We start from the raw sequence: 19,855 nt of genomic DNA, 5'->3' as shown, positions 1-19,855 counted from the left end.
ATCCCCCGGTCAGTGTACGGCGGGTACGTACGGCGTTAGCAAGGGCGGCCCGTCAAGGTACCGCGCGGGGAGCGACCGCTCGACTAGCGTCGCCGCATGGACGTGAGTTGGGAAGACGCGGGTTGGGAACGGCTGACCGGGCGGTCCGGCCGACTGCGGCTGCCGGTGTGGGACTGCACCGCGGGGCTGGTGGTGGGCGACGAAGCGGTCCTGCTGATCGACCCCGGATCCTCCCTTCCGGAGGGGGCGGGGCTGCGGGCGGCGGCGGAGCGGATGACGGGCCGCCGGGTGACGCATATCGCATTCACGCACGGCCATTTCGATCACGTTCTGGGCGCGGCGGCCTTCCCGGAGGCCGAGGTGTACGGCGCGGTGGGCCTCGACGCGCTGCTGACCACCGGGCGCGAGGGGCTGCGCGAGGACGCCGTGCGGCACGGGCTGGCGCGGGCGGAGGCGGTCCGGGCGACCGAGTCGCCGGTCGTCCCGGGGCACCTGGTGTCGGGCGAGTGGACCCTGGAGCTGGGCGGGGTGCAGGTGCTGCTGGCCAACGTGGGGCCCGGGCACACCGGGCACGACCTCGCGGTGTTCGTGCCGGGCGACCGGGAGGTGGTCTTCTGCGGGGACCTGGTCGAGGAGTCCGGGGAGCCGCAGGCGGGCCCGGACGCGGTGCCCGCGCGGTGGCCCGCCGCCGTGGACCGGCTGCTGTCGCTGGGCGGCGACGACGCGCTGTACGTGCCCGGTCACGGAGCGGTGGTCGACGCGGCCTTCGTGCGTGCGCAACGCGACACACTGGCCCTGCGGTACGGCGTGTCGCGTGCGTGAGGCCGTGGGGCCTCCTAGCGTCGGCCGGATGCGTGAGTACTCGCCCGACCTGACCCCCGCGTGGAAGCGCCCCCGCCCCGTCCCCGAGGTCCCCGCGGACCTCGACGTGGTGGTCGAGGAGGCCGGTACGGGCTTCTGCGGGGCCGTCGTCGGCTGCGAGGCGGGCACGGTGACCCTGGAGGACCGCTTCGGCAAGCGGCGGGTCTTCCCGATGGAGCCGCGCGGCTTCCTGCTGGACGGGGCCGTGGTGACCCTCGTGCGCCCCTCCAGGGCCCCGGCGGCCCCCGCGCGCACGGCATCCGGCTCGATCGCCGTCCCGGGCGCACGGGCGCGGGTGGCGCGGGCGGGCCGGATCTACGTGGAGGGCCGCCACGACGCCGAACTGGTCGAGCGGGTCTGGGGCGACGACCTGCGCATCGAGGGCGTGGTGGTGGAGTACCTGGAGGGCATCGACGACCTCGCGGCGATCGTGGCGGACTTCGCCCCGGGGCCGGACGCGCGCCTGGGCGTGCTGGTCGACCACCTGGTCGCCGGCTCGAAGGAGTCCCGCATCGCCGCCGCGGTGACCTCGCCGGACGTCCTGGTCGCCGGGCACCCGTACATCGACGTCTGGCAGGCGGTGAAGCCGTCCGCCCTCGGCATCCCGGCCTGGCCGGTGGTCCCCCGGGGCCAGGACTGGAAGACGGGCGTCTGCCGCGCGCTGGGCTGGCCGGAGAACACGGGCGCCGCCTGGCAGCACATCCTGTCCCGCGTCCGCTCCTACCAGGACCTGGAGCCGGAACTCCTGGGCCGCGTAGAAGAACTGATCGACTTCGTCACGGCCCCCTGACCCCTCCCCACCGGGCCCTCGAACGCCGGGCGGGCTGAATCAGCCCCGAGCCGTACCAATCCAGCCCCGCCGGCGTTTGAGGCGCCCCCGGAGGGCCGACCGAGCCGCACACGACACCCGGGCCCGGGCCGCGCCCACCCCGGCCCCGCCGGCGTTTGAGGCGCCCCCGGAGGGTCCTGGCGGGAGCCCCGGGGCCGGGGTCAGTCGACCAGGTCGCGGACCACCGCGTCGGCCAGCAACCGCCCCCGCAGGGTCAGCACGGCCCGCCCGACCCCGTAGGGCCCGGCCTCCAACAGCCCGTCGGACAGCGCCCGCCCGGCCGCCGCCAGCCCGGCCGGAGCCAGCAGGGACAACGGGCACCCCTCCCGCAGCCGCAGCTCCAGCAGGATCCGCTCGACCCGCCGGTCCTCCGCGGACAGCAGCTCGCGCCCGGCCCCGGGCGACCGCCCCGCGGCCAGCGCCCCCGCATAGGCACCGGGGTGCTTCACGTTCCACCACCGCACCCCGCCGACGTGCGAGTGCGCACCCGGCCCCGCGCCCCACCAGTCCGCCCCGCGCCAGTACAGCTCGTTGTGCAGGCAGCGCCCGGCCTCGGTCGTGGCCCAGTTGGAGACCTCGTACCAGTGGTAGCCGGCCTCCGCCATGACGGAGTCCGCGATCAGGTAGCGGTCGGCGTGCACGTCGTCGTCGGTCATCGGGACCTCGCCCCGGCGGATCCGCCGCGCCAGTTGCGTGCCCTCCTCGACGATCAGCGCGTAGGCGCTGATGTGGTCCGGCCCGGCGCCCAGCGCGGCGTCCAGCGTGGCCCGCCAGTCGTCGTCCGACTCCCCCGGGGTGCCGTAGATCAGGTCGAGGTTGACGTGCTCGAAGCCCGCCGCCCGGGCCTCCGCGACGCACGCCTCGGGGCGGCCGGGGGTGTGGGTGCGGTCCAGGACCTTCAGGACGTGCTGCTTGGCGCTCTGCATGCCGAAGGAGACGCGGTTGAAGCCGCCGGCCCGCAGCTCGGCGAGGTACGCCGGGTCGACCGATTCCGGGTTCGCCTCGGTGGTGATCTCGGCGTCCTCGGCCAGGCCGAACTCGTCCCGGATGGCCGCGAGCATCCGGACCAGGTCCGCGGCGGGCAGGAGCGTGGGCGTACCGCCGCCGACGAAGACCGTGCGGACGGACCGCGGGTCGTCGCCGAGCACCTTGCGGGCGAGGCGGACCTCGTCGACGAGGGTGTCGGCGTAGTTCTCGCGGGAGGCCAGGACGCCGCCGGTGCCGCGCAGCTCGGTGGCGGTGTAGGTGTTGAAGTCGCAGTAGCCGCAGCGCGTGGCGCAGTACGGGACGTGCAGGTAGAACCCGAGCGGCCGGTCCGCCGCACCCGCCAGGGCGTGCGACGGCAGCGAGCCGTCTTCGGGCATGGGTTCCCCGTCGGGGAGGGCGGAAGGCATGCCCCCATTGTCCCGCACGCCGACCCCTGACGGGCGCGGCGTGCGGGCGCCCCGTCCCGGGGGCCGGCGGCGGCGGGTTCCGGCCGGTGTCAGGCCTCGTTCGAGCCCGCGTACATCTCGTCGATGAGCGCCTTGAACTCGCGCTCGACGACCGGCCGCTTCAGCTTGAGGCTGGGCGTGAGGTCGCCGTGCTCGACGTCGAGGTCGCGCGGGAGCAGCCGGAAGGTCTTGACCGTCTGCCAGCGCTGGAGGCCCTCGTTCAGGGTCTGTACGTACGTCTCGACCAGGCGCTTGGTCTCGGCCGCGGCCACGACCTCGCCGTACGTCTTGCCCTCCAGCCCGTTCTCGGCGGCCCAGCCGAGGATGGCGGGGCCGTCGAGGGCGATGAGCGCGGAGCAGAAGTTCCGGTCGGCGCCGTGGACGACGATGTTGGAGACGTAGGGGCAGATCGCCTTGAAGCGGCCCTCGACCTCGGCGGGGGCGACGTACTTCCCGCCCGAGGTCTTGATCAGGTCCTTCTTGCGGTCGGTGATGCGCAGGTAGCCGTCGGGGGACAGCTCGCCGATGTCGCCGGTGTGCAGCCAGCCGTCCGCTTCGAGCACCTCGGCGGTCTTGTCGGGCTGGTTGTGGTAGCCCTCCATGATCCCGGGGCCGCGGAGCAGGATCTCGCCGTCGTCGGCGATGCGGACCTCGGTGCCGGGGAGCGGCTTGCCGACGGTGCCGGTGCGGTAGGCCTCGCCGGGGTTGACGAAGCTGGCCGCGCTGGACTCCGTCAGGCCGTAGCCCTCCAGGATGTTGATGCCGGCGCCGGAGAAGAAGTAGGCGATCTCGGGGGCGAGGGCGGCGGAGCCGGAGACGGCGGCGCGCAGGTGGCCGCCGAAGGCGTCACGGAGCTTGGAGTAGACGAGCGCGTCCGCCACGCGGTGCTTGGCGGTGAGGGCGAGGGGGGCCTTGGCCTGACCGGTGCGGCGGAAGTTGTCCTGGGTGACCTTGGCGTACTCGCGGGCGACGCCGGCCGACCACTTGAAGATCTTGTACTTGGCGCCGCCGGCGGCCCGGGCCTTGGCCGCGACCCCGTTGTAGACCTTCTCGAAGATGCGCGGGACGGCCGCCATGTAGGTCGGCTGGACGATCGGCAGGTTCTCGATGATCTTGTCGATCCGGCCGTCGACGGCCGTGACGTGCCCGACTTCGATCTGGCCGGAGGTGAGCACCTTGCCGAAGACGTGCGCCAGCGGCAGCCAGAGGTACTGGACGTCGTCCGCGGAGATCATGCCGGTGGCCACGGTGGCCTTGGCCATGTACGACCAGTTGTCGTGCGGCAGCCGCACGCCCTTGGGGCGGCCCGTGGTGCCCGAGGTGTAGATGAGGGTGGCGAGCTGGTCGGCGGTGATCGCCGCGATCCGCTCGCGCACGGCCTCGGGGTGCTTGGCGAGGTGCTCGGCGCCGCGCGCTTCGAGGTCGGCGAGGGAGAGCACCCAGCCCTCCGGGTCCCCGTCGGCCGCGACCGCGTCGGCCGCCTCCAGCACGATGACGTGGGCCAGCGCGGGCAGGTCGGCGCGGTGCGCGCGGGCCTTCGCGAGCTGGGCGGCGTCCTCGGCGATCAGCACCCGGCTGTCGGAGTCGGCGAGGATGAACGCCGACTCCTCGCCGTTGGTGCTCGGGTAGATGGTGGTGGTCGCGGCTCCCGCGCACATCACGCCGAGGTCGGCGAGGATCCACTCGACGCGGGTGCTGGAGGCGAGGGCTACGCGCTCCTCGGACCGCACGCCGAGGGTGACCAGGCCGGCGGCGATGGCGAAGACCCGTTCGGCCGCCTGCCCCCAGCTGAGCGACTTCCACTCGTCCGGCCCCTGGCCCGGAGCGGCGATGACCGGATAGCGGTAGGCCTCGCCGTTCGGAGTCGCGGCGACGCGCTCAAGGAAGAGGGCCGCCACGGTGGGCGGGCGGTTCTCGATCATGGTCTGTGTGTCGCTCACGACATCCTCCGTACCGGTCCACGCGGCAGGGCGTGAAGACGTGGGGACTGGCGGGTTTCTTGTGACTGGCGAGTAACCAACGAGCAGTGATCAGAGTAGAGGGCCGCCCCACCGGTGCGTAAGGGCCGACGTGCGGCCGGTTCATAACGAAAGGGCCCCCGCGCGTGTGCGCGGGGGCCCCTTCCGTCGACGTGGGCGAGGCCGCTCCCGCTCCTCGCCCCGCCGCTCCGTACTACTTCTCCACTACTTCTTCTTGCCGCCGGAGTCGTCGCTGGACAGCACCGCGATGAAGGCCTCCTGGGGGACCTCCACGGAGCCGACCATCTTCATCCGCTTCTTGCCTTCCTTCTGCTTCTCCAGCAGCTTCCGCTTACGGGAGATGTCACCGCCGTAGCACTTGGCGAGGACGTCCTTGCGGATGGCGCGGATGGTCTCGCGGGCGATGACCCGGGAGCCGATGGCGGCCTGGATCGGGATCTCGAAGGCCTGCCGCGGGATGAGCTCGCGCAGCTTGGCGACCAGGCGCACGCCGTAGGCGTAGGCCGCGTCCTTGTGCGTGACGGCGGAGAAGGCGTCGACCTTGTCGCCGTGCAGCAGGATGTCGACCTTGACCAGGCCGGAGGCCTGCTCGCCGGTGGGCTCGTAGTCGAGGGAGGCGTAGCCGCGCGTCTTGGACTTCAGCTGGTCGAAGAAGTCGAAGACGATCTCGGCGAGGGGGAGCGTGTAGCGGATCTCGACGCGGTCCTCGGAGAGGTAGTCCATCCCGAGGAGGGTGCCGCGGCGCTGCTGGCAGAGCTCCATGATCGCGCCGATGAACTCGGAGGGCGCGAGCAGGGTGGCCCGCACGACCGGCTCGAACACGTCCGAGATCTTGCCCTCGGGGAACTCGCTCGGGTTGGTGACCGTGACTTCCTTGCCGTCCTCCATGACGACGCGGTAGACCACGTTCGGCGCGGTGGCGATCAGGTCGAGGCCGAACTCGCGCTCCAGGCGCTCGCGGACCACGTCCAGGTGCAGCAGGCCGAGGAAGCCGACGCGGAAGCCGAAGCCCAGCGCGGCCGAGGTCTCCGGCTCGTAGACGAGCGCGGCGTCGTTGAGCTGGAGCTTGTCCAGGGCCTCGCGCAGGTCCGGGTACTCCGAACCGTCGAGCGGGTACAGGCCCGAGAAGACCATCGGCTTCGGGTCCTTGTAGCCGCCGAGGGGCTCGGTCGCGCCGTTGTGCAGGCTGGTGATGGTGTCACCGACCTTGGACTGACGGACGTCCTTCACGCCGGTGATGATGTAGCCCACCTCGCCGACGCCGATGCCGTCGGACGGGGTCATCTCCGGGGACGAGACGCCGATCTCCAGCAGCTCGTGCGTGGCGCCCGTGGACATCATCCGGATGCGCTCGCGCTTGTTGAGCTGGCCGTCGACCACACGGACGTACGTCACGACACCGCGGTACGAGTCGTAGACCGAGTCGAAGATCATCGCGCGGGCGGGGGCTTCCTTGACGCCCACCGGCGCCGGAACGGTCGCGACGATCTTGTCGAGCAGGGCGTCCACGCCGACACCGGTCTTCGCGGAGACGCGCAGCACGTCCTCGGGCTGGCAGCCGACCAGGTTCGCGAGCTCCTCGGCGAACTTCTCCGGCTGGGCGGCCGGCAGGTCGATCTTGTTCAGCACCGGGACGATCGCGAGGTCCTTCTCCATCGCCAGGTACAGGTTGGCGAGGGTCTGCGCCTCGATGCCCTGGGCGGCGTCCACGAGGAGGACCGTGCCCTCGCACGCGGCGAGGGAGCGGGAGACCTCGTAGGTGAAGTCGACGTGACCGGGGGTGTCGATCATGTTCAGCACGTGCGTGCTGCCCTGGTCGGGACCCTCGGTGGGGGCCCAGGGCAGACGGACCGCCTGCGACTTGATCGTGATGCCGCGCTCACGCTCGATGTCCATGCGGTCGAGGTACTGGGCGCGCATCTGCCGAGAGTCGACGACGCCGGTGAGCTGGAGCATCCGGTCGGCGAGGGTCGACTTGCCATGGTCGATGTGCGCGATGATGCAGAAGTTGCGGATCAGCGCCGGGTCGGTACGGCTCGGCTCGGGCACGTGGCTAGGGATCGCGGGCACGCAGTGTCCTGATTCTCGGGTCGCAGTCGGAAGCGTTGTCAGCGCGGAAGTCTGATCTCGTCGCCCTCATCGGCGCGATGTCGGATCTATACGCAGACTCCCATGGTCCCATGGCCGACGCAGTGCGGCCGGTTTGGGCCGGTCGGAGCACGGCTGGTAGCCTGGGCAGCTGTGTGTCGCATGCCCTCTCAGCAGACGGCACACAATCCGAAGATCAAACTCTGAACCTGAAAAGGCTCTTTCGTGGCGAACATCAAGTCCCAGATCAAGCGGAACAAGACCAACGAGAAGGCGCGCCTGCGCAACAAGGCCGTCAAGTCGTCGCTCAAGACCGCGATCCGCAAGGCCCGCGAGGCCGTCGCCGCCGGTGACGTCGAGAAGGCCACCGTGGCTTCTCGCGCCGCTTCGCGTGCGCTCGACAAGGCTGTCTCGAAGGGCGTCATCCACAAGAACGCCGCCGCCAACAAGAAGTCGGCGCTGGCCACCAAGGTTGCCGCCCTGCAGGGCTGAGCTTTCTGATGTGAACGCCGGAAAGGATCCAGCGGGCCCTCTCTCCCGCTCCTGACCGGCACCCCGCGCCGCACACGGCCTGCGTTCGCCACGCGGGTGCGGCGCACAAAAGCACCAACCGAAGGCCCCGGCGGCCCCCCTTCCCCAGGGGAGCCACCGGGGCCTTCGCGCGTCCCGGGGCGGACGGGGGCGGGCGGACGGCGGGGGCGGACGGCGGCGGGGGCACGCGCCTGCGCCGCGGGTCCGGGGCGTCCCGACGGGCCGCTCCACGGCGAGGGTGGGCTCGCGGTGGGCGGTGTGCCGGGTGGGACGGGCTGGAACGGCTGGGGGCGGTGGGCGCTGGGTGCCGGGGTCAGTGGTTGGGCTGGCGGGGGCGAGCGGCGCGGGCCACCGCGACGACCGCCTTCTCCAGCGCGTACGCCGCGTCGTCACCGCCGCCCTTGACGCCCGCGTCGGCGTGCGCGACGGCCCGCAGGGCCTCCGAGACGCCGTCCGCCGACCAGCCGCGCATCTGCTGCCGGACCCGGTCGATCTTCCAGGGCGGCATGCCGAGGTCGCGCGCGAGGTCACCGGGGCGGGCCCCGCGCGGGGCCGAGGCCAGCTTGCCGATCGCCCGGACCGCCTGGGCCAGTGCGCTGGTGATCAGGACCGGCGCCACCCCGGTGGACAGGGACCAGCGCAGGGCCTCCAGGGCCTCGGCCGCGCGGCCCTCGACCGCGCGGTCCGCGACGGTGAAGCTGGAGGCTTCCGCCCGGCCCGTGTAGTAGCGGCCGACCACGGCCTCGTCGATGACTCCGTCGACGTCCGCGCACAGCTGGGCCGCAGCGCTCGCCAGCTCCCGCAGATCGCTGCCGATGGCGTCGACCAGGGTCTGGCACGCCTCCGGGGTCGCCGACCGGCCCAGGGTCCGGAACTCCCCCCGTACGAACGAGAGCCGGTCCGCCGCCTTCGTCATCTTCGGGCAGGCGACCTCCCGGGCACCCGCCTTGCGGGCCGCGTCCAACAGGCCCTTGCCCTTGACGCCTCCCGCGTGGAGGAGGACGAGGACGATCTCCTCGTAGGGCGCGCCGAGGTACGCCTTGACTTCCTTGACCGTGTCCGCGGACAGGTCCTGCGCATTGCGCACGATCAGGACCTTGCGCTCGGAGAAGAGCGAAGGGCTCGTCAGCTCGGCCAGCGTGCCGGGCTGGAGCTGCTCGGACGCGAGGTCGCGCACGTCGGTGTCGGCGTCGGCGGCCCGGGCGGCCGCCACCACCTCCCGCACCACGCGGTCGAGGAGCAGGTCCTCCTGGCCCACCGCGAGGGTGAGCGGGGCGAGCGGATCGTCGGTTGAGTTCTTCCTGGTGGCCATCGCCTCCAGCATCCCACGCCGCACTGACAGCGCCCCGCCCCGCATGCCGGAGAATGTTCCGGTGAACCTGCGACATGTACTGGTCCTGCCCGACCGCGACGCCGCCGACGAGGTGGCCCGGGAGCTGGTCGACCGCTTCGGCCTGCCCGAGGAACCACAGCTCGTCCGTGAGGCACTGGCCGGCGAGGACGACGCCGAGGACGCCCAGTGGCTGGTGGTCGTCGAGGACCCCAAGGAACTCCTCGACACCACGGCCCTGGACGACCTGGCCGCCGACCACGACGGCTGGCTCGAAGCCCCGTAACCCCGCGCCGCGCGCCCCCCGGCCCGCGGCTTGGCGACCGTCCGGACGCGTCGCCGGTGCCGTGACCAGGCCCAGGCCCGGGCCTAGGCCTTGTGGACGATCTGGACGTCGAGCTTGACCTCGACGCTCATGCCGATCGCCGCGATGCCGTGCGCCAGCATCGACTGCCAGTTCAGGGTGAAGTCCTCGCGGTGCAGCTCGACCGTGGCCCGACAGGCGGCCCGGGTCTCCCCCTCCAGGCCGGTGCCCACGCCCAGGTACTGGGCGTCCAGGGTGACGGAGCGGCTGACGCCGTGCAGGGTGAGGGCTCCGGCCACGGCCCAGCGGGTGCCGCTGCGGTGGATGAAGCGCTCGCTGTAGAACTCCACCGTCGGATGGCGCTGCGCGTCCAGGAAGTCCGCCGAGCGCAGGTGGTCGTCGCGCAGCCGGACCCCGGTGTCGATGCTCGCCGTGTCCATGATCACGTGCATGGAGGAGTCCTCCATGCGGTCGGCTATCCGCACCGCACCGGCGAAGGTGTTGAACCGGCCGTGGATGCGGGCCAGGCCGATGTGGCGGGCCGTGAAGCCGATGGAGGAGTGCGCGGGGTCCAACTCCCAGTGCCCGGGCCGCGGCAGCAACGGCGGCTCGACGGAGTCGAGCACGATCTCCCCCGGGCCCTGCTGCGGAGCGCCCTCCTCGACGATGGTCGCCCCGTGGTACGGCGCGTACCCCTCGGCCGTGACGGCCAGCCGGTACTCCCCCTCCGGGACCGCCGCGATGAACCCGCCGTAGGGGTCGGTCTCCCCGCTGACGATCCGTCGGCCGATCGGATCGGTGACCTCGAACCGGGCCTGACGGACCGGCTGGTGAACGGTGTCGAGGACCCGGCAGCTGAGCAGACCCGCCATCGGCGGCAGCGTCAGCGTCGCGGATCCGGGTGGGCCGGAACCCGCGCCCGTCTCCATACCCCGTCGGCGACTGAACATGGTCGATGCACCCCCGTGCGCTGTGTGGACTTGAGTGGTCTTGAATCGTTCTGGCGAAAACGCATTCGATCATGCTGCTGGGTTGGGGGCAAACAGAACGGTCACACCCGGTATGCCCGCGCCGCCCGCGCCGTCGACCGGCTGGAAATGCCCGTAGCCCCGGACCCGCACCGGCGATCGCCACCGAACCGTCGGTATCGGTGCGCAGTACGACCGCCCCCGCCGCCCGCAGGCGCGCGAGCGTCTCCGCCGCGGGGTGACCGTAGCGGTTCCGGGCCCCGACCGGAACGATCGCGATGCGCGCGCCGATCCTCGCCTGTAGCCCGGGGTCCTGGTGCGCGGAGCCGTGGTGGGCGACCTTGAGCACGTCCACGGGCCCCAGCAGCGGACGCTCCCTCCCCAGTTGCCGCTGGGCGGCCGGTTCGAGGTCTCCGAGCAGGAGCAGCCGCAGCCCGGCGCTGTCGACCAGGAGGGTCACGCTGGCGTCGTTGGGGCCGTCGGGCGGCGGCCCCGCCCCCGGCACGGCGGGCGGCGGCCAGAGCACATCCCAGGACAAGGGACCGATCCGGCGCCGCTCCCCCGCCCGGGCCGCCTCCACCGCGATGCCCGCGGCGGCCGCGGTCCGCCGGACGAACGCGGCCTGGCCCGGCGGTTCGGCCAGCGTGGTGGTCTGGATCACTCCGACCGTCCGCCCGCGCAGCACTCCGGCCAGCCCGCCCACGTGGTCCGCGTGGAAGTGCGTCAGGAGCAACAGCGGCACGCGCCGCACCCCCAGGGCCCGCAGGCACGCGTCCACCGGGCCGGGCTCCGGGCCGGTGTCCACGACCACGGCCGTCCCGGGTCCGGCGGACAGCACGCCCGCGTCCCCCTGGCCCACCGCGCACTGCACGTAGCGCCACCCGGGCGGGGGCCAGCCGGTCAGGGTCCGGGTCAGCTGCGGGGGCCTCAGCAGGGCGAGGAGCAGGAGCAGGGCCGTCGCCGCACAGGCCCAGCGGTGGCGGCCCAGCCGCGCCGCCAGCCCCACGACGCCCAGGGTGAGCACCGCCAGCAGCACGCCCCCACCGATCCCGCCGGGCCAGGACAACTCCGCCCCCGGCAGCCCCGCACCCGTCCTGGCCACGGCGGCGATCCACCCGGCGGGCACCCCGGCGCACCAGGCGATCACCCGCGCGCCGTCGAGCCACACCGGCGCGGCGGCGAGCGCGGCGAAGCCCAGCACCGTGGCGGGCCCGGCCGCGAGCTCGGCGAGCAGGTTGCACGGCACCGCCACCAGGCTCACCCGGGCCGCGAGCACCGCCACCACCGGCGAGCACACCGCCTGCGCGGCCGCGGCGGCGCCCAGCGCCTCGGCCAGCCGGAACGGCACCCCCCGGCGCCGCAGGGCCTCGCTCCAACGGGGAGCCAAGGTCAGCAGGGCCCCGGTGGCCAGGACCGAGAGCAGGAAGCCGTAGCTCCGCGCGAGCCACGGGTCGTGGAGCACGAGCAGCACGACGGCCGCGGCCAGGGCGGGGATCAGGGACCGGCGCCGCCCGGTGGCGAGGGCCAGCAGGGTGACCGACCCGCAGGCCGCGGCCCGCAACACGCTCGGCTCCGGCCGGCAGACCACCACGAAGGCCAGGGTCAGGGCCGCCCCGCCGAGGGCCGCCCCCCGCAGCGAGAGCCCGAGCCGGGGCGCCAGACCGCGCCGCTCGGCGGACTGCGCGCTGCCCACCGGGCCGATCAGCAGGAACAGGACCACGGTGAGGTTGGACCCGGACACCGCGAGCAGGTGCAGCAGGTCGGTGGCGCGGAAGGCGTCGTGCAGATCGGCCGGCACCCGGGCGGTGTCCCCGACCACCAGCCCCGGCAGCAGGGCCCGGGCGTCGGGCGCGAGGCCGTCGGTGGCCGTGCGCAGCCCCGCCCGCAGCCGCCCCGCGACGCGCTGTGCGAGGTCCGGCCCGGCGGTGACCGCGGGCGGGGCGTTCCCCACCGGCCGCAGCAGGGCCACCGCCCGCTCCCCGACCCGGGCCGGAGCCAACCGGGCCGTGGTCCGCACCCGGGTCGAGGGCAGCAGCCGGGCCCACTCGGGGTGCGCCGCCATCACCAGCACGGGTGTGCTCACCCGCGCCCGCCTCCCGTCCGGTCCCGTCACCCGGGTCACGTCGGCGTCCATGAGCAGCACCGGCGGCCCGGCGCCGCTCCCGGCCCGCCGCGGGTCCGATCCGATCGTCAGCTCCGCGGTGACCACGGCCCGCTGCCGGGCGAGCCCGGCCACCGGGCCGGAGCGGGCCCCGGCCCGCTCCAGAGCGGCCACCGCGGCTCCGGCCGCGGCGCAGAGCAGGACGGCCGCCACCGTGGTCCCGAGCGCCCACCGGCGCCCGCCTCCGCGGCGCGCCAGCCGCACGAGCACGCCCGCGCCCACCACCGCGAGCCCCGCTCCGACGGCCGTCCGCGCGGGCGACGCGTCGAGGGCGAGCGCGGCCGCCGCCCAGGCGGCGAGGGCGGGCACCGCGAGCCTGAGGTCCACCGGGGCCGGGGGGCCGGTCGGCCGGTTCACGGCCGGACCAGGACGCGCAGGTCGGCGAAGCGCCGATCGCCGATGCCGTTGACCTGGCGCAGTTCCTCCACGGAGCGGAAGCCGCCGCGCGCGGTGCGGTAGTCGACGATGTGCCGGGCCAGCACGGGACCGACGCCGGGCAGTCCGTCCAGCTGCTCGACCGTGGCGGTGGCGAGGCTCACCGGGCCGGGACCCGGACCGGGCCCGCCCGGACCGGGCTGCGCCGCGACGCCGACGAGCACCTGCTCGCCGTCCACCAGGATCCGGGCCCGGTTCAATCCGGAGGTGTCCGTGCCCGGCTGCACGCCCCCGGCGGCGGCCAGCGCGTCCTCGACCCGCGACCCGGCGGGCAGCCGCCGGATCCCCGGCTCCCTGACCTTGCCGCTGACGTCGACGACGATCCGGGCACCGGCGGAGGGCGCCGCCGCGGACGTGGACGGCGCCACCGCGAACGGGACCGCCGGAGCCCGGGCCGGGCCGGTGGAGGCGGCGAAGGGGACGGAGGCGGCCCCGGCCGGGGCCGTCTGCGGAGCCGACACGGCGGGCGCGGTCACCGGCTGCGGCCGCGCCGACCAGTACTGCTGCCCGGCGAACCCCACCGCGACGACCAGCACCACCGCGACGGCGCCCAGCGTCTTCGGTTCCCACCCGCAGCGCGTCTGCACCCACACCGGCAACCGCTCGCGCACCGCGAGCGCCCACCCGCCTGCGACGGGGGCGGGAACCTCCCCGGACAGGGCCGACGCGTCCGGCGGGCCGTCCCTCGGGACACCCGGCGGGACGTCCGGCGGGGCCTCGCGGGCCGCGCCGACGTCCAGCAGGGCCTCCGCACGGCGCCGCAGGGCGGGCGACGGCGGGACGGGTGCGCGGCGACCGACACGGCCGCGGGAGCGGCCGTCGGAGGCGTAGGAGCGGCCCGGGCCACTGGTGGCTCCGGAGGACGGTGACGTACGCGTGCGAAGAGTCATGCCGACGACGGTAGGGACGAATCCGGCATCCCGTTCGGAGGCCCCAATTCCGGTGGACAGGGCCTCCGTTGTGGATAACTCCACCACCCCTGCGGGGGACGTCAGCGCGGCGAGACGACCGCCGCCAGCAGCCCCGGCCCGGTGTGCGCCCCGATCACCGCGCCGACCTCGCTGACGTGCAGTTCCACCAGGCCCGGAATGCGCTCGCGGAGACGTTCCGCCAGTTTCTGGGCGCGTTCCGGGGCCGCAAGATGGTGCACGGCCACGTCCACGGCACCCGATCCGGCGCGTTCCACCGCCAGTTCTTCCAGGCGGGCGATCGCCTTGGACGCCGTACGCACCTTCTCCAGCATCTCGATGCGGCCGCCCTCCAGCGTGAGCAGCGGTTTGACGGCGAGCGCCGAGCCCAGCAGGGCCTGGGCCGCGCCGATGCGGCCGCCGCGGCGCAGGTAGTCGAGGGTGTCGACGTAGAAGTACGCGGACATGCCCGCCGCCCGCTTCTCGGCCGCGGCCACCATCTCGTCGAGGGAGCCGGAGGCGTCGGCGACCTCGGCGGCGGCGAGGGCGCAGAAGCCGAGGGCCATGGCGACCATGCCGGTGTCGACCACGCGGACGGGTACGGGGGCGGTCCGCGCCGCCACCACGGCGGCGTCGTAGGTTCCGGAGAACTCGGCGGACAGGTGCAGGCTGACGATGCCGCTCGCCCCGGCGTCGGCCGCCGCCCGGTACGCCCTGACGAACTCCTCCGGGCTGGGCCGGGAGGTGGTGACCGGGCGGCGCTTCTGGAGGGCCGTGGCGAGGCTGCGGGCGGAGATCTCCGTGCCCTCTTCGAGGGCCTCGTCACCGAGGACCACGGTCAGTGGCACGGCGGTGATTCCGTGCCGCGCCATCGCCTGTTGGGGCAGGTAGGCCGTGGAATCGGTGATGATCGCGACATGGCGGGACATGAGCCGGAGGGTACCGGCAGCGGGCGGAGTCCGGCAGCCCGGTCCGGCGGGTGACCTGGCCGGTCGGGAGCACGGGGGCGGTTCGGCGGGCGTCCAGCGGGGCCTGCCCGCCCCGCGCCGCACCGAAACACCGGCCGCGGCCGGGCCCGGGCGCGTACCACCCACCGTCGCACGAGCGCCTCCGGCGGGCCCTCGAACGCCGGGCGGGCTGGCTTCGGCCAGGGTGGCCCAGCCCGCCTCGGGCAACGATCGGGGCGGCTTGCCGGGGCCGTGGTGCGAGCGGGCCGCGCGCGGGGCTGTGTCCGGCGTTGTGCCGGCCTCCCTGGGGGCTCGCGCGGCCGGTGGGGGGAGTTCAGCCCCGCCGGCGTTTGAGGCGCCGTCGGAGGCGTGCGGCGGGGCGGTCGCGCGGTGGCTGGCGCGTGCTCAGGTGGTCGTTTCGGGGCGGACGGGGCGGGCGGTCTTCTCCCAGGGGTAGGCGGTCCGCCCCGGGGGCTTCGGCAGGGCTGCCGGTGGGGCTTGCCCCGCCTCCGGCGCGGTCGGTTCGGCCGGCCATCCCGCCAGGTCGTCCACCGACTCGCGGGACCAGTCCCGCAGCGCCCCCGACTCGACCTCGATCTGCGCCGACAGCACGCTCAGGTCGTCCTCGGCGAACTTGCGGGCCCGGTCGCGCGCGGCCCAGCGCAGCGAGTCCGAGGCCTGGACGACGCGCTCGGCGCGCTCCCGCAGCTCCGGCAGGCGGTCGGCGATCCGCTTCTTGTCCGGCTCCTGCTCCAGCCGCTTCAGCTCGTCGTCCAGCTCGTGCCCGTGGGCGCTCAGCCGCTCGAAGAGGCCGATCGATTCCCGCAGCGAGGCGTCCGTCTGGACGCCCTGGTAGAGCGCCTGCTGCGTGGACCTCATCGACATCCGCAGGTCCAGCCTCATCTGGGCGAGGGCCCCGACCACGCCGACCTGTCCGAAGCTCCGGGCCTTCAAGCTGGTGTCCTCGACGGTCCGGCGCGCCTGCGTGATCGTCCGGTCGACGCCGCGCTTGGCCGCCCCGACGACCTTCACGGTGACCCACACACCCAGTCCCAAGAAGGTGAACAGCACCATCAGGGCCATGATGATCAACGCGGCCTCCATGAGGTTCCCTTTCCTTGGAACGAACGGCTTTCCTCGCCCTCCCACCGTAAACGCCGCGGGCAGGCCAGGGGTTCCAATCGAACCCCCAACCTGCCCGTACGGGATGACCCTTAGACCACCGACCGGAGCACCGGTCAGATGACGATGTTCACCAGCTTCGGCGCGCGCACGATGACCTTGCGGATCTCGGCCCCGCCCAGCGCCTCGACCACGCCCGGGTCGGTCACCGCCAGCTGCTCCAGGTCCGCGTCCGAGATCGTCGGCGGCACCTCCAGGCGGGCCTTGACCTTGCCCTTGACCTGCACCACGCAGGTCACGCTCTCGTCGACGACGTACGCCGGGTCCGCGACGGGGAAGTCCTGGTGGACCACCGAGTCGGCGTGGCCCAGCCGGTGCCACAGCTCCTCCGCGATGTGCGGGGCCAGCGGCGCGACCAGCAGCACCAGCCGCTCGGCCACCGAGCGCTCCAGCGGCCGGCCGGCCTTGGTCAGGGCGTTGTTCAGCTCGGTGATCTTCGCGATCGCCGTGTTGAACCGCAGCCCGGCCAGGTCCGCGCCCGCGCCGTCGATGGCCTTGTGCAGCACGCGCAGCGTGTCCTCGGCCGGCTCGGCGTCGACCACGGTCACCGCGCCCGAGTCCTCGTCCACGATGTTGCGCCACAGGCGCTGCAGCAGCCGGTACTGGCCGACGACGGCGCGCGTGTCCCACGGCCGCGAGACGTCCAGCGGGCCCATCGCCATCTCGTACAGGCGCAGCGTGTCCGCGCCGTACTCCTCGCAGATCTCGTCCGGGGTGACGGCGTTCTTCAGGGACTTGCCCATCTTGCCCAGCTCGCGCTTGACCGGCTCGCCCTCGAAGAAGAACTTGCCGTCGCGCTCCTCGACCTCCGTGGCGGAGACCGGGAAGCCGCGTGCGTCGCGGTAGACGTACGCCTGGATCATGCCCTGGTTGTACAGCTTGTGGAACGGCTCGACCGAGGACACGTGGCCCAGGTCGAACAGCACCTTCGACCAGAAGCGCGCGTACAGCAGGTGCAGCACCGCGTGCTCGGCGCCGCCCACGTACAGGTCGACGCCGCCGTGCGGCTGACCCTCGCGCGGACCCATCCAGTACTGCTCGACGGTCGGGTCGACCAGCGCCTCGGAGTTGTTCGGGTCCAGGTAGCGCAGCTCGTACCAGCAGGAACCGGCCCAGTTCGGCATGGTGTTGGTCTCGCGGCGGTAGCGCCGGACGCCCTCGCCCCGACCCAGGTCCAGCTCGACGTTGACCCAGTCCGCCTTGCGCGACAGCGGGGTCTCCGGCTTGCTGGTGGCGTCGTCCGCCTCGAAGGTGCGCGGGGAGTAGTCCTCGACCTCGGGCAGTTCCAGCGGCAGCATCGACTCGGGCAGCGAGTGCGCGACGCCGTCCTCGTCGTAGACGATCGGGAAGGGCTCGCCCCAGTAGCGCTGGCGGCTGAACAGCCAGTCGCGCAGCCGGAAGTTGATCGTGCCCTCGCCGATGCCGCGCTCGGTCAGCCATTCGGTGATCTTCGCCTTGGCGTCGACGACGCCCAGGCCGTCCAGGGACAGGCCCTCGCCCGCCGAGTTCACCAGGGCGGCGTCGTAGGAGGCGAACGCGTCGTCCCACTCCGCCGGGTCGGTGCCGCGGCCGTCGGAGGGCTGCACCACGCAGCGCATCGGCAGCTCGAAGGCGCGCGCGAAGGCGAAGTCACGGGTGTCGTGCGCCGGGACGGCCATGATCGCGCCGGTGCCGTAGCCCATCAGGACGTAGTCGGCGATGAAGACGGGGACCTGCTCGCCGCTGACCGGGTTGACCGCGTACGCACCGGTGAAGACGCCGGTCTTCACCTTGGCGTCGGCCTGGCGCTCGACGTCGGACTTGGAGGCGGCCTGCTTGCGGTAGGCGGCGACGGCGTCGGCCGGAGTGGCGTGCCCGCCGGTCCAGACGTCGTGCGTGCCCTCGGGCCAGGCGGCCGGGGTGATCTTCTCGACCAGCTCGTGCTCGGGCGCCAGCACCATGTAGGTGGCGCCGAACAGGGTGTCGGGGCGGGTGGTGAAGACGGTGATCGCGTCGTCGCCGACGGCGAAGTCGACCCGCGCGCCTTCGCTGCGCCCGATCCAGTTGCGCTGCTGCAGCTTGATGGCCTCGGGCCAGTCCAGCGCGTCCAGGTCGTCCAGCAGGCGGTCCGCGTAGGCGGTGATCCGCATGTTCCACTGGCTCAGCCGGGCCTTGAAGACGGGGAAGTTGCCGCGCTCGGAGCGGCCGTCGGCGGTGACCTCCTCGTTGGCCAGCACGGTGCCCAGGCCCGGGCACCAGTTCACGGGCGCGTCCGAGGCGTACGCCAGCCGGTACTCGTTCAGCACGTCGGCGCGCTCGCCGGCGGTCAGCGCGGCCCAGGGGCGGCCTCCCGGGACCTCGCGGGAGCCGTCCTCGAAGGCGGCGATCAGCTCGGCGACCGGGCGGGCCTTGTTCGCCTCGGTGTCGTACCAGGAGTTGTAGATCTGCAGGAAGATCCACTGGGTCCACTTGTAGTAGTCCGGGTCGATCGTCGCGAAGGACCGGCGCTTGTCGTGGCCCAGGCCCAGGCGGCGCAGCTGGACCTTCATGTTCTCGATGTTCGCCTCGGTGGACACGCGCGGGTGCGTGCCGGTCTGCACGGCGTACTGCTCGGCCGGCAGGCCGAAGGCGTCGAAGCCGAGGGTGTGCAGGACGTTGTGGCCGGTCATCCGCTGGTGGCGGGCGAAGACGTCGGTCGCGATGTACCCCAGCGGGTGGCCGACGTGCAGGCCCGCGCCGGAGGGGTACGGGAACATGTCCATGATGAACTTCTTGGGGCGTGCGACCACGGCCGGGTCGCCGGCCAGGTCACCCGTCGGGTTGGGGGCCTCGTAGGTCCCCTCCGCGTCCCATACGTCCTGCCAGCGTGCCTCGATGTCGGCGGCCATGGCAGCCGTGTAGCGGTGCGTCTCGACCGCCTCGGGGGCCGTGGTGTTCGTCTCGCTCATGATTCCTGAAGCTCCATCGATCGTCTCTGCCGTCTCTGCCTGACCAAACGAAAAAACCCCTCGCACAGGAGGGGGCGCCGCGCCGATGCCGACCGTCTCGCGGTCGGCACTGTTCAGCGCGGCTCGGTAAGCAGGAGGCGTACGGCACGCATGGCGCCAGGGTACCGCAGGGGCCCCGACGCCCGCTCGGCCGTCCCGGGGCGCGGACACAACGAAGAGCGGGCCACCCGATCCGGGTGGCCCGCTCTTCTTCACTGTGGAGCTATGGAGAATTGAACTCCAGACCTCCTGCATGCCATGCAGGCGCTCTACCAACTGAGCTATAGCCCCTTGCGTACTGCCCGCCGCCTCGGTGTTCCTCGCGGTTTCCCTTGGCGACGTCCCAAACATTACACGGTGTTGGCCCTGGTCCAAAAATCGGTTTCCACCAGGTCTCGGAGCCGCCCGGTCCGCCCGGCCGCGGCCGGGTCCGGGGCGTCTTCGGGGACCGTGTTCCGGGGACCGCGATCGGGGCCCCGGGTCACGCCCTGGCGAACTGGTAGAACCGCTTGAGCGTGCAGTGCTCGTCGAGCAGTCGGCCGTAGATCGGCTCCCCCTCGAGTTCCCGGTACGTCTCGATCGGGTCGCCCTTTATGATCAGCGCCCGCGCGCATTCCTCGCACCAGTACTGGTAGTCGGGATTGACCGGGTCCATGTCCCGCACGATCGGCGTGCCGTTGTTGCACCAGTCGCACCGGCGCCGGTGTGCACCCATCCGTCAGCGACTCCCTCCCGCCAGGGGCCGCCATCTCCCCTCCGGCCGTCCGATTCTGTCATGCCGGTGACGGGCGGGGCAGCCTGGACAAAAGCAAGGATCCCGCCCCCTGTTGGGGACGGGATCCTGATTGTGGAGCTATGGAGAATTGAACTCCAGACCTCCTGCATGCCATGCAGGCGCTCTACCAACTGAGCTATAGCCCCGCTCTCCGCGGC

Annotated in this window: 14 protein-coding genes, 2 tRNA genes and 1 pseudogene; 4 read left to right on the top strand and 13 right to left on the bottom strand. The window is 73.1% G+C overall.

Annotated elements, in window-relative coordinates; all coding sequences use genetic code 11:
* Window positions 1–96: 96 nt before the first annotated feature.
* Together ACFWAR_RS29380 and ACFWAR_RS29375 are read left to right on the top strand one after the other, a co-directional pair.
* A complete protein-coding gene (locus ACFWAR_RS29380) occupies window positions 97–822 on the top strand; it encodes an MBL fold metallo-hydrolase (protein WP_385783400.1) in 726 nt (241 codons plus the stop codon).
* Window positions 823–850: 28 nt separating this feature from the next.
* Window positions 851–1,651 (top strand): DUF3097 domain-containing protein, encoded by an 801-nt coding sequence (locus ACFWAR_RS29375; protein WP_385783398.1) that lies wholly within the window; start codon window positions 851–853, stop codon window positions 1,649–1,651.
* Between the two features lie 200 nt (window positions 1,652–1,851).
* Here ACFWAR_RS29375 and hemW read toward each other — a convergent pair whose 3' ends face one another.
* From hemW to lepA, 3 genes are all read right to left on the bottom strand, one after another.
* Entirely contained in the window at window positions 1,852–3,084 is a 1,233-nt protein-coding gene (hemW, locus tag ACFWAR_RS29370; RefSeq protein WP_385783395.1) for a radical SAM family heme chaperone HemW, read from the bottom strand.
* A gap of 89 nt (window positions 3,085–3,173) precedes the next feature.
* Window positions 3,174–5,063: an AMP-dependent synthetase/ligase gene (locus ACFWAR_RS29365; RefSeq protein WP_385783392.1), complete on the bottom strand. Its 1,890-nt coding sequence runs from the start codon at window positions 5,061–5,063 to the stop codon at window positions 3,174–3,176.
* 243 nt (window positions 5,064–5,306) lie between these two features.
* Window positions 5,307–7,172 (bottom strand): translation elongation factor 4, encoded by a 1,866-nt coding sequence (lepA, locus tag ACFWAR_RS29360; RefSeq protein WP_385783389.1) that lies wholly within the window; start codon window positions 7,170–7,172, stop codon window positions 5,307–5,309.
* Window positions 7,173–7,415: 243 nt separating this feature from the next.
* Here lepA and rpsT point away from each other — a divergent pair, with 243 nt between their 5' ends.
* On the top strand, window positions 7,416–7,682 hold the full coding sequence (gene rpsT, locus ACFWAR_RS29355; protein WP_030317512.1) for a 30S ribosomal protein S20: 267 nt from the start codon (window positions 7,416–7,418) through the stop codon (window positions 7,680–7,682).
* Window positions 7,683–8,034: 352 nt separating this feature from the next.
* Here the strand turns inward: rpsT and holA are convergent, their stop codons facing one another.
* Window positions 8,035–9,033, bottom strand: a complete 999-nt coding sequence (gene holA, locus ACFWAR_RS29350; RefSeq protein WP_385783386.1) for a DNA polymerase III subunit delta — start codon at window positions 9,031–9,033, stop codon at window positions 8,035–8,037.
* Between the two features lie 43 nt (window positions 9,034–9,076).
* Here holA and ACFWAR_RS29345 point away from each other — a divergent pair, with 43 nt between their 5' ends.
* Entirely contained in the window at window positions 9,077–9,337 is a 261-nt protein-coding gene (locus ACFWAR_RS29345; RefSeq protein WP_354380212.1) for a hypothetical protein, read from the top strand.
* 83 nt (window positions 9,338–9,420) lie between these two features.
* Here the strand turns inward: ACFWAR_RS29345 and ACFWAR_RS29340 are convergent, their stop codons facing one another.
* The 9 genes and pseudogenes from ACFWAR_RS29340 to ACFWAR_RS29300 all read right to left on the bottom strand — a co-directional run bounded on the left by ACFWAR_RS29340 (window position 9,421) and on the right by ACFWAR_RS29300 (window position 19,843).
* On the bottom strand, window positions 9,421–10,305 hold the full coding sequence (locus ACFWAR_RS29340; RefSeq protein ID WP_385783383.1) for a YceI family protein: 885 nt from the start codon (window positions 10,303–10,305) through the stop codon (window positions 9,421–9,423).
* A gap of 148 nt (window positions 10,306–10,453) precedes the next feature.
* Window positions 10,454–12,841 (bottom strand): annotated as a pseudogene (locus ACFWAR_RS29335) (ComEC/Rec2 family competence protein); the annotation flags it as partial.
* Entirely contained in the window at window positions 12,838–13,809 is a 972-nt protein-coding gene (locus tag ACFWAR_RS29330) for a helix-hairpin-helix domain-containing protein (protein ID WP_385783380.1), read from the bottom strand. The pseudogene ACFWAR_RS29335 and the gene ACFWAR_RS29330, both read right to left, overlap by 4 nt.
* A gap of 101 nt (window positions 13,810–13,910) precedes the next feature.
* Window positions 13,911–14,756, bottom strand: coding sequence for a DegV family protein (locus ACFWAR_RS29325; RefSeq protein WP_385783378.1), 846 nt, complete (start codon window positions 14,754–14,756; stop codon window positions 13,911–13,913).
* A gap of 423 nt (window positions 14,757–15,179) precedes the next feature.
* A complete protein-coding gene (locus tag ACFWAR_RS29320) occupies window positions 15,180–15,878 on the bottom strand; it encodes a hypothetical protein (protein ID WP_385783375.1) in 699 nt (232 codons plus the stop codon).
* A gap of 134 nt (window positions 15,879–16,012) precedes the next feature.
* Complete coding sequence (leuS, locus tag ACFWAR_RS29315; RefSeq protein ID WP_385783372.1) at window positions 16,013–18,883, bottom strand: leucine--tRNA ligase; 2,871 nt, start codon at window positions 18,881–18,883, stop codon at window positions 16,013–16,015.
* 257 nt (window positions 18,884–19,140) lie between these two features.
* Window positions 19,141–19,213 (bottom strand) — tRNA-Ala (locus tag ACFWAR_RS29310).
* A gap of 190 nt (window positions 19,214–19,403) precedes the next feature.
* On the bottom strand, window positions 19,404–19,637 hold the full coding sequence (locus ACFWAR_RS29305; RefSeq protein WP_008738908.1) for a hypothetical protein: 234 nt from the start codon (window positions 19,635–19,637) through the stop codon (window positions 19,404–19,406).
* A gap of 133 nt (window positions 19,638–19,770) precedes the next feature.
* A tRNA-Ala gene (locus ACFWAR_RS29300) sits at window positions 19,771–19,843 on the bottom strand.
* Window positions 19,844–19,855 lie beyond the last annotated feature (12 nt).

Source organism: Streptomyces sp. NPDC059917 (genome assembly GCF_042730635.1).
In the GTDB taxonomy this organism is placed as follows: domain Bacteria; phylum Actinomycetota; class Actinomycetes; order Streptomycetales; family Streptomycetaceae; genus Streptomyces.
The sequence above is the reverse complement of the archived record's forward strand: the minus strand, read 5'-3'. Positions and strand labels throughout refer to the sequence as shown.

Bases quoted from the DNA above. Each gene is read 5' to 3' on its own strand.
- ACFWAR_RS29325 (WP_385783378.1), bottom strand. From the start codon at position 14,756: ATGTCCCGCCATGTCGCGATCATCACCGATTCCACGGCCTACCTGCCC.
- ACFWAR_RS29380 (WP_385783400.1), top strand. From the start codon at position 97: ATGGACGTGAGTTGGGAAGACGCGGGTTGGGAACGGCTGACCGGGCGG.
- ACFWAR_RS29345 (WP_354380212.1), top strand. From the start codon at position 9,077: ATGCCGGAGAATGTTCCGGTGAACCTGCGACATGTACTGGTCCTGCCC.
- ACFWAR_RS29340 (WP_385783383.1), bottom strand. From the start codon at position 10,305: ATGTTCAGTCGCCGACGGGGTATGGAGACGGGCGCGGGTTCCGGCCCA.
- leuS (WP_385783372.1), bottom strand. From the start codon at position 18,883: ATGAGCGAGACGAACACCACGGCCCCCGAGGCGGTCGAGACGCACCGC.
- ACFWAR_RS29375 (WP_385783398.1), top strand. From the start codon at position 851: ATGCGTGAGTACTCGCCCGACCTGACCCCCGCGTGGAAGCGCCCCCGC.
- ACFWAR_RS29320 (WP_385783375.1), bottom strand. From the start codon at position 15,878: ATGGAGGCCGCGTTGATCATCATGGCCCTGATGGTGCTGTTCACCTTC.
- hemW (WP_385783395.1), bottom strand. From the start codon at position 3,084: ATGCCTTCCGCCCTCCCCGACGGGGAACCCATGCCCGAAGACGGCTCG.
- ACFWAR_RS29305 (WP_008738908.1), bottom strand. From the start codon at position 19,637: ATGGGTGCACACCGGCGCCGGTGCGACTGGTGCAACAACGGCACGCCG.
- holA (WP_385783386.1), bottom strand. From the start codon at position 9,033: ATGGCCACCAGGAAGAACTCAACCGACGATCCGCTCGCCCCGCTCACC.
- ACFWAR_RS29330 (WP_385783380.1), bottom strand. From the start codon at position 13,809: ATGACTCTTCGCACGCGTACGTCACCGTCCTCCGGAGCCACCAGTGGC.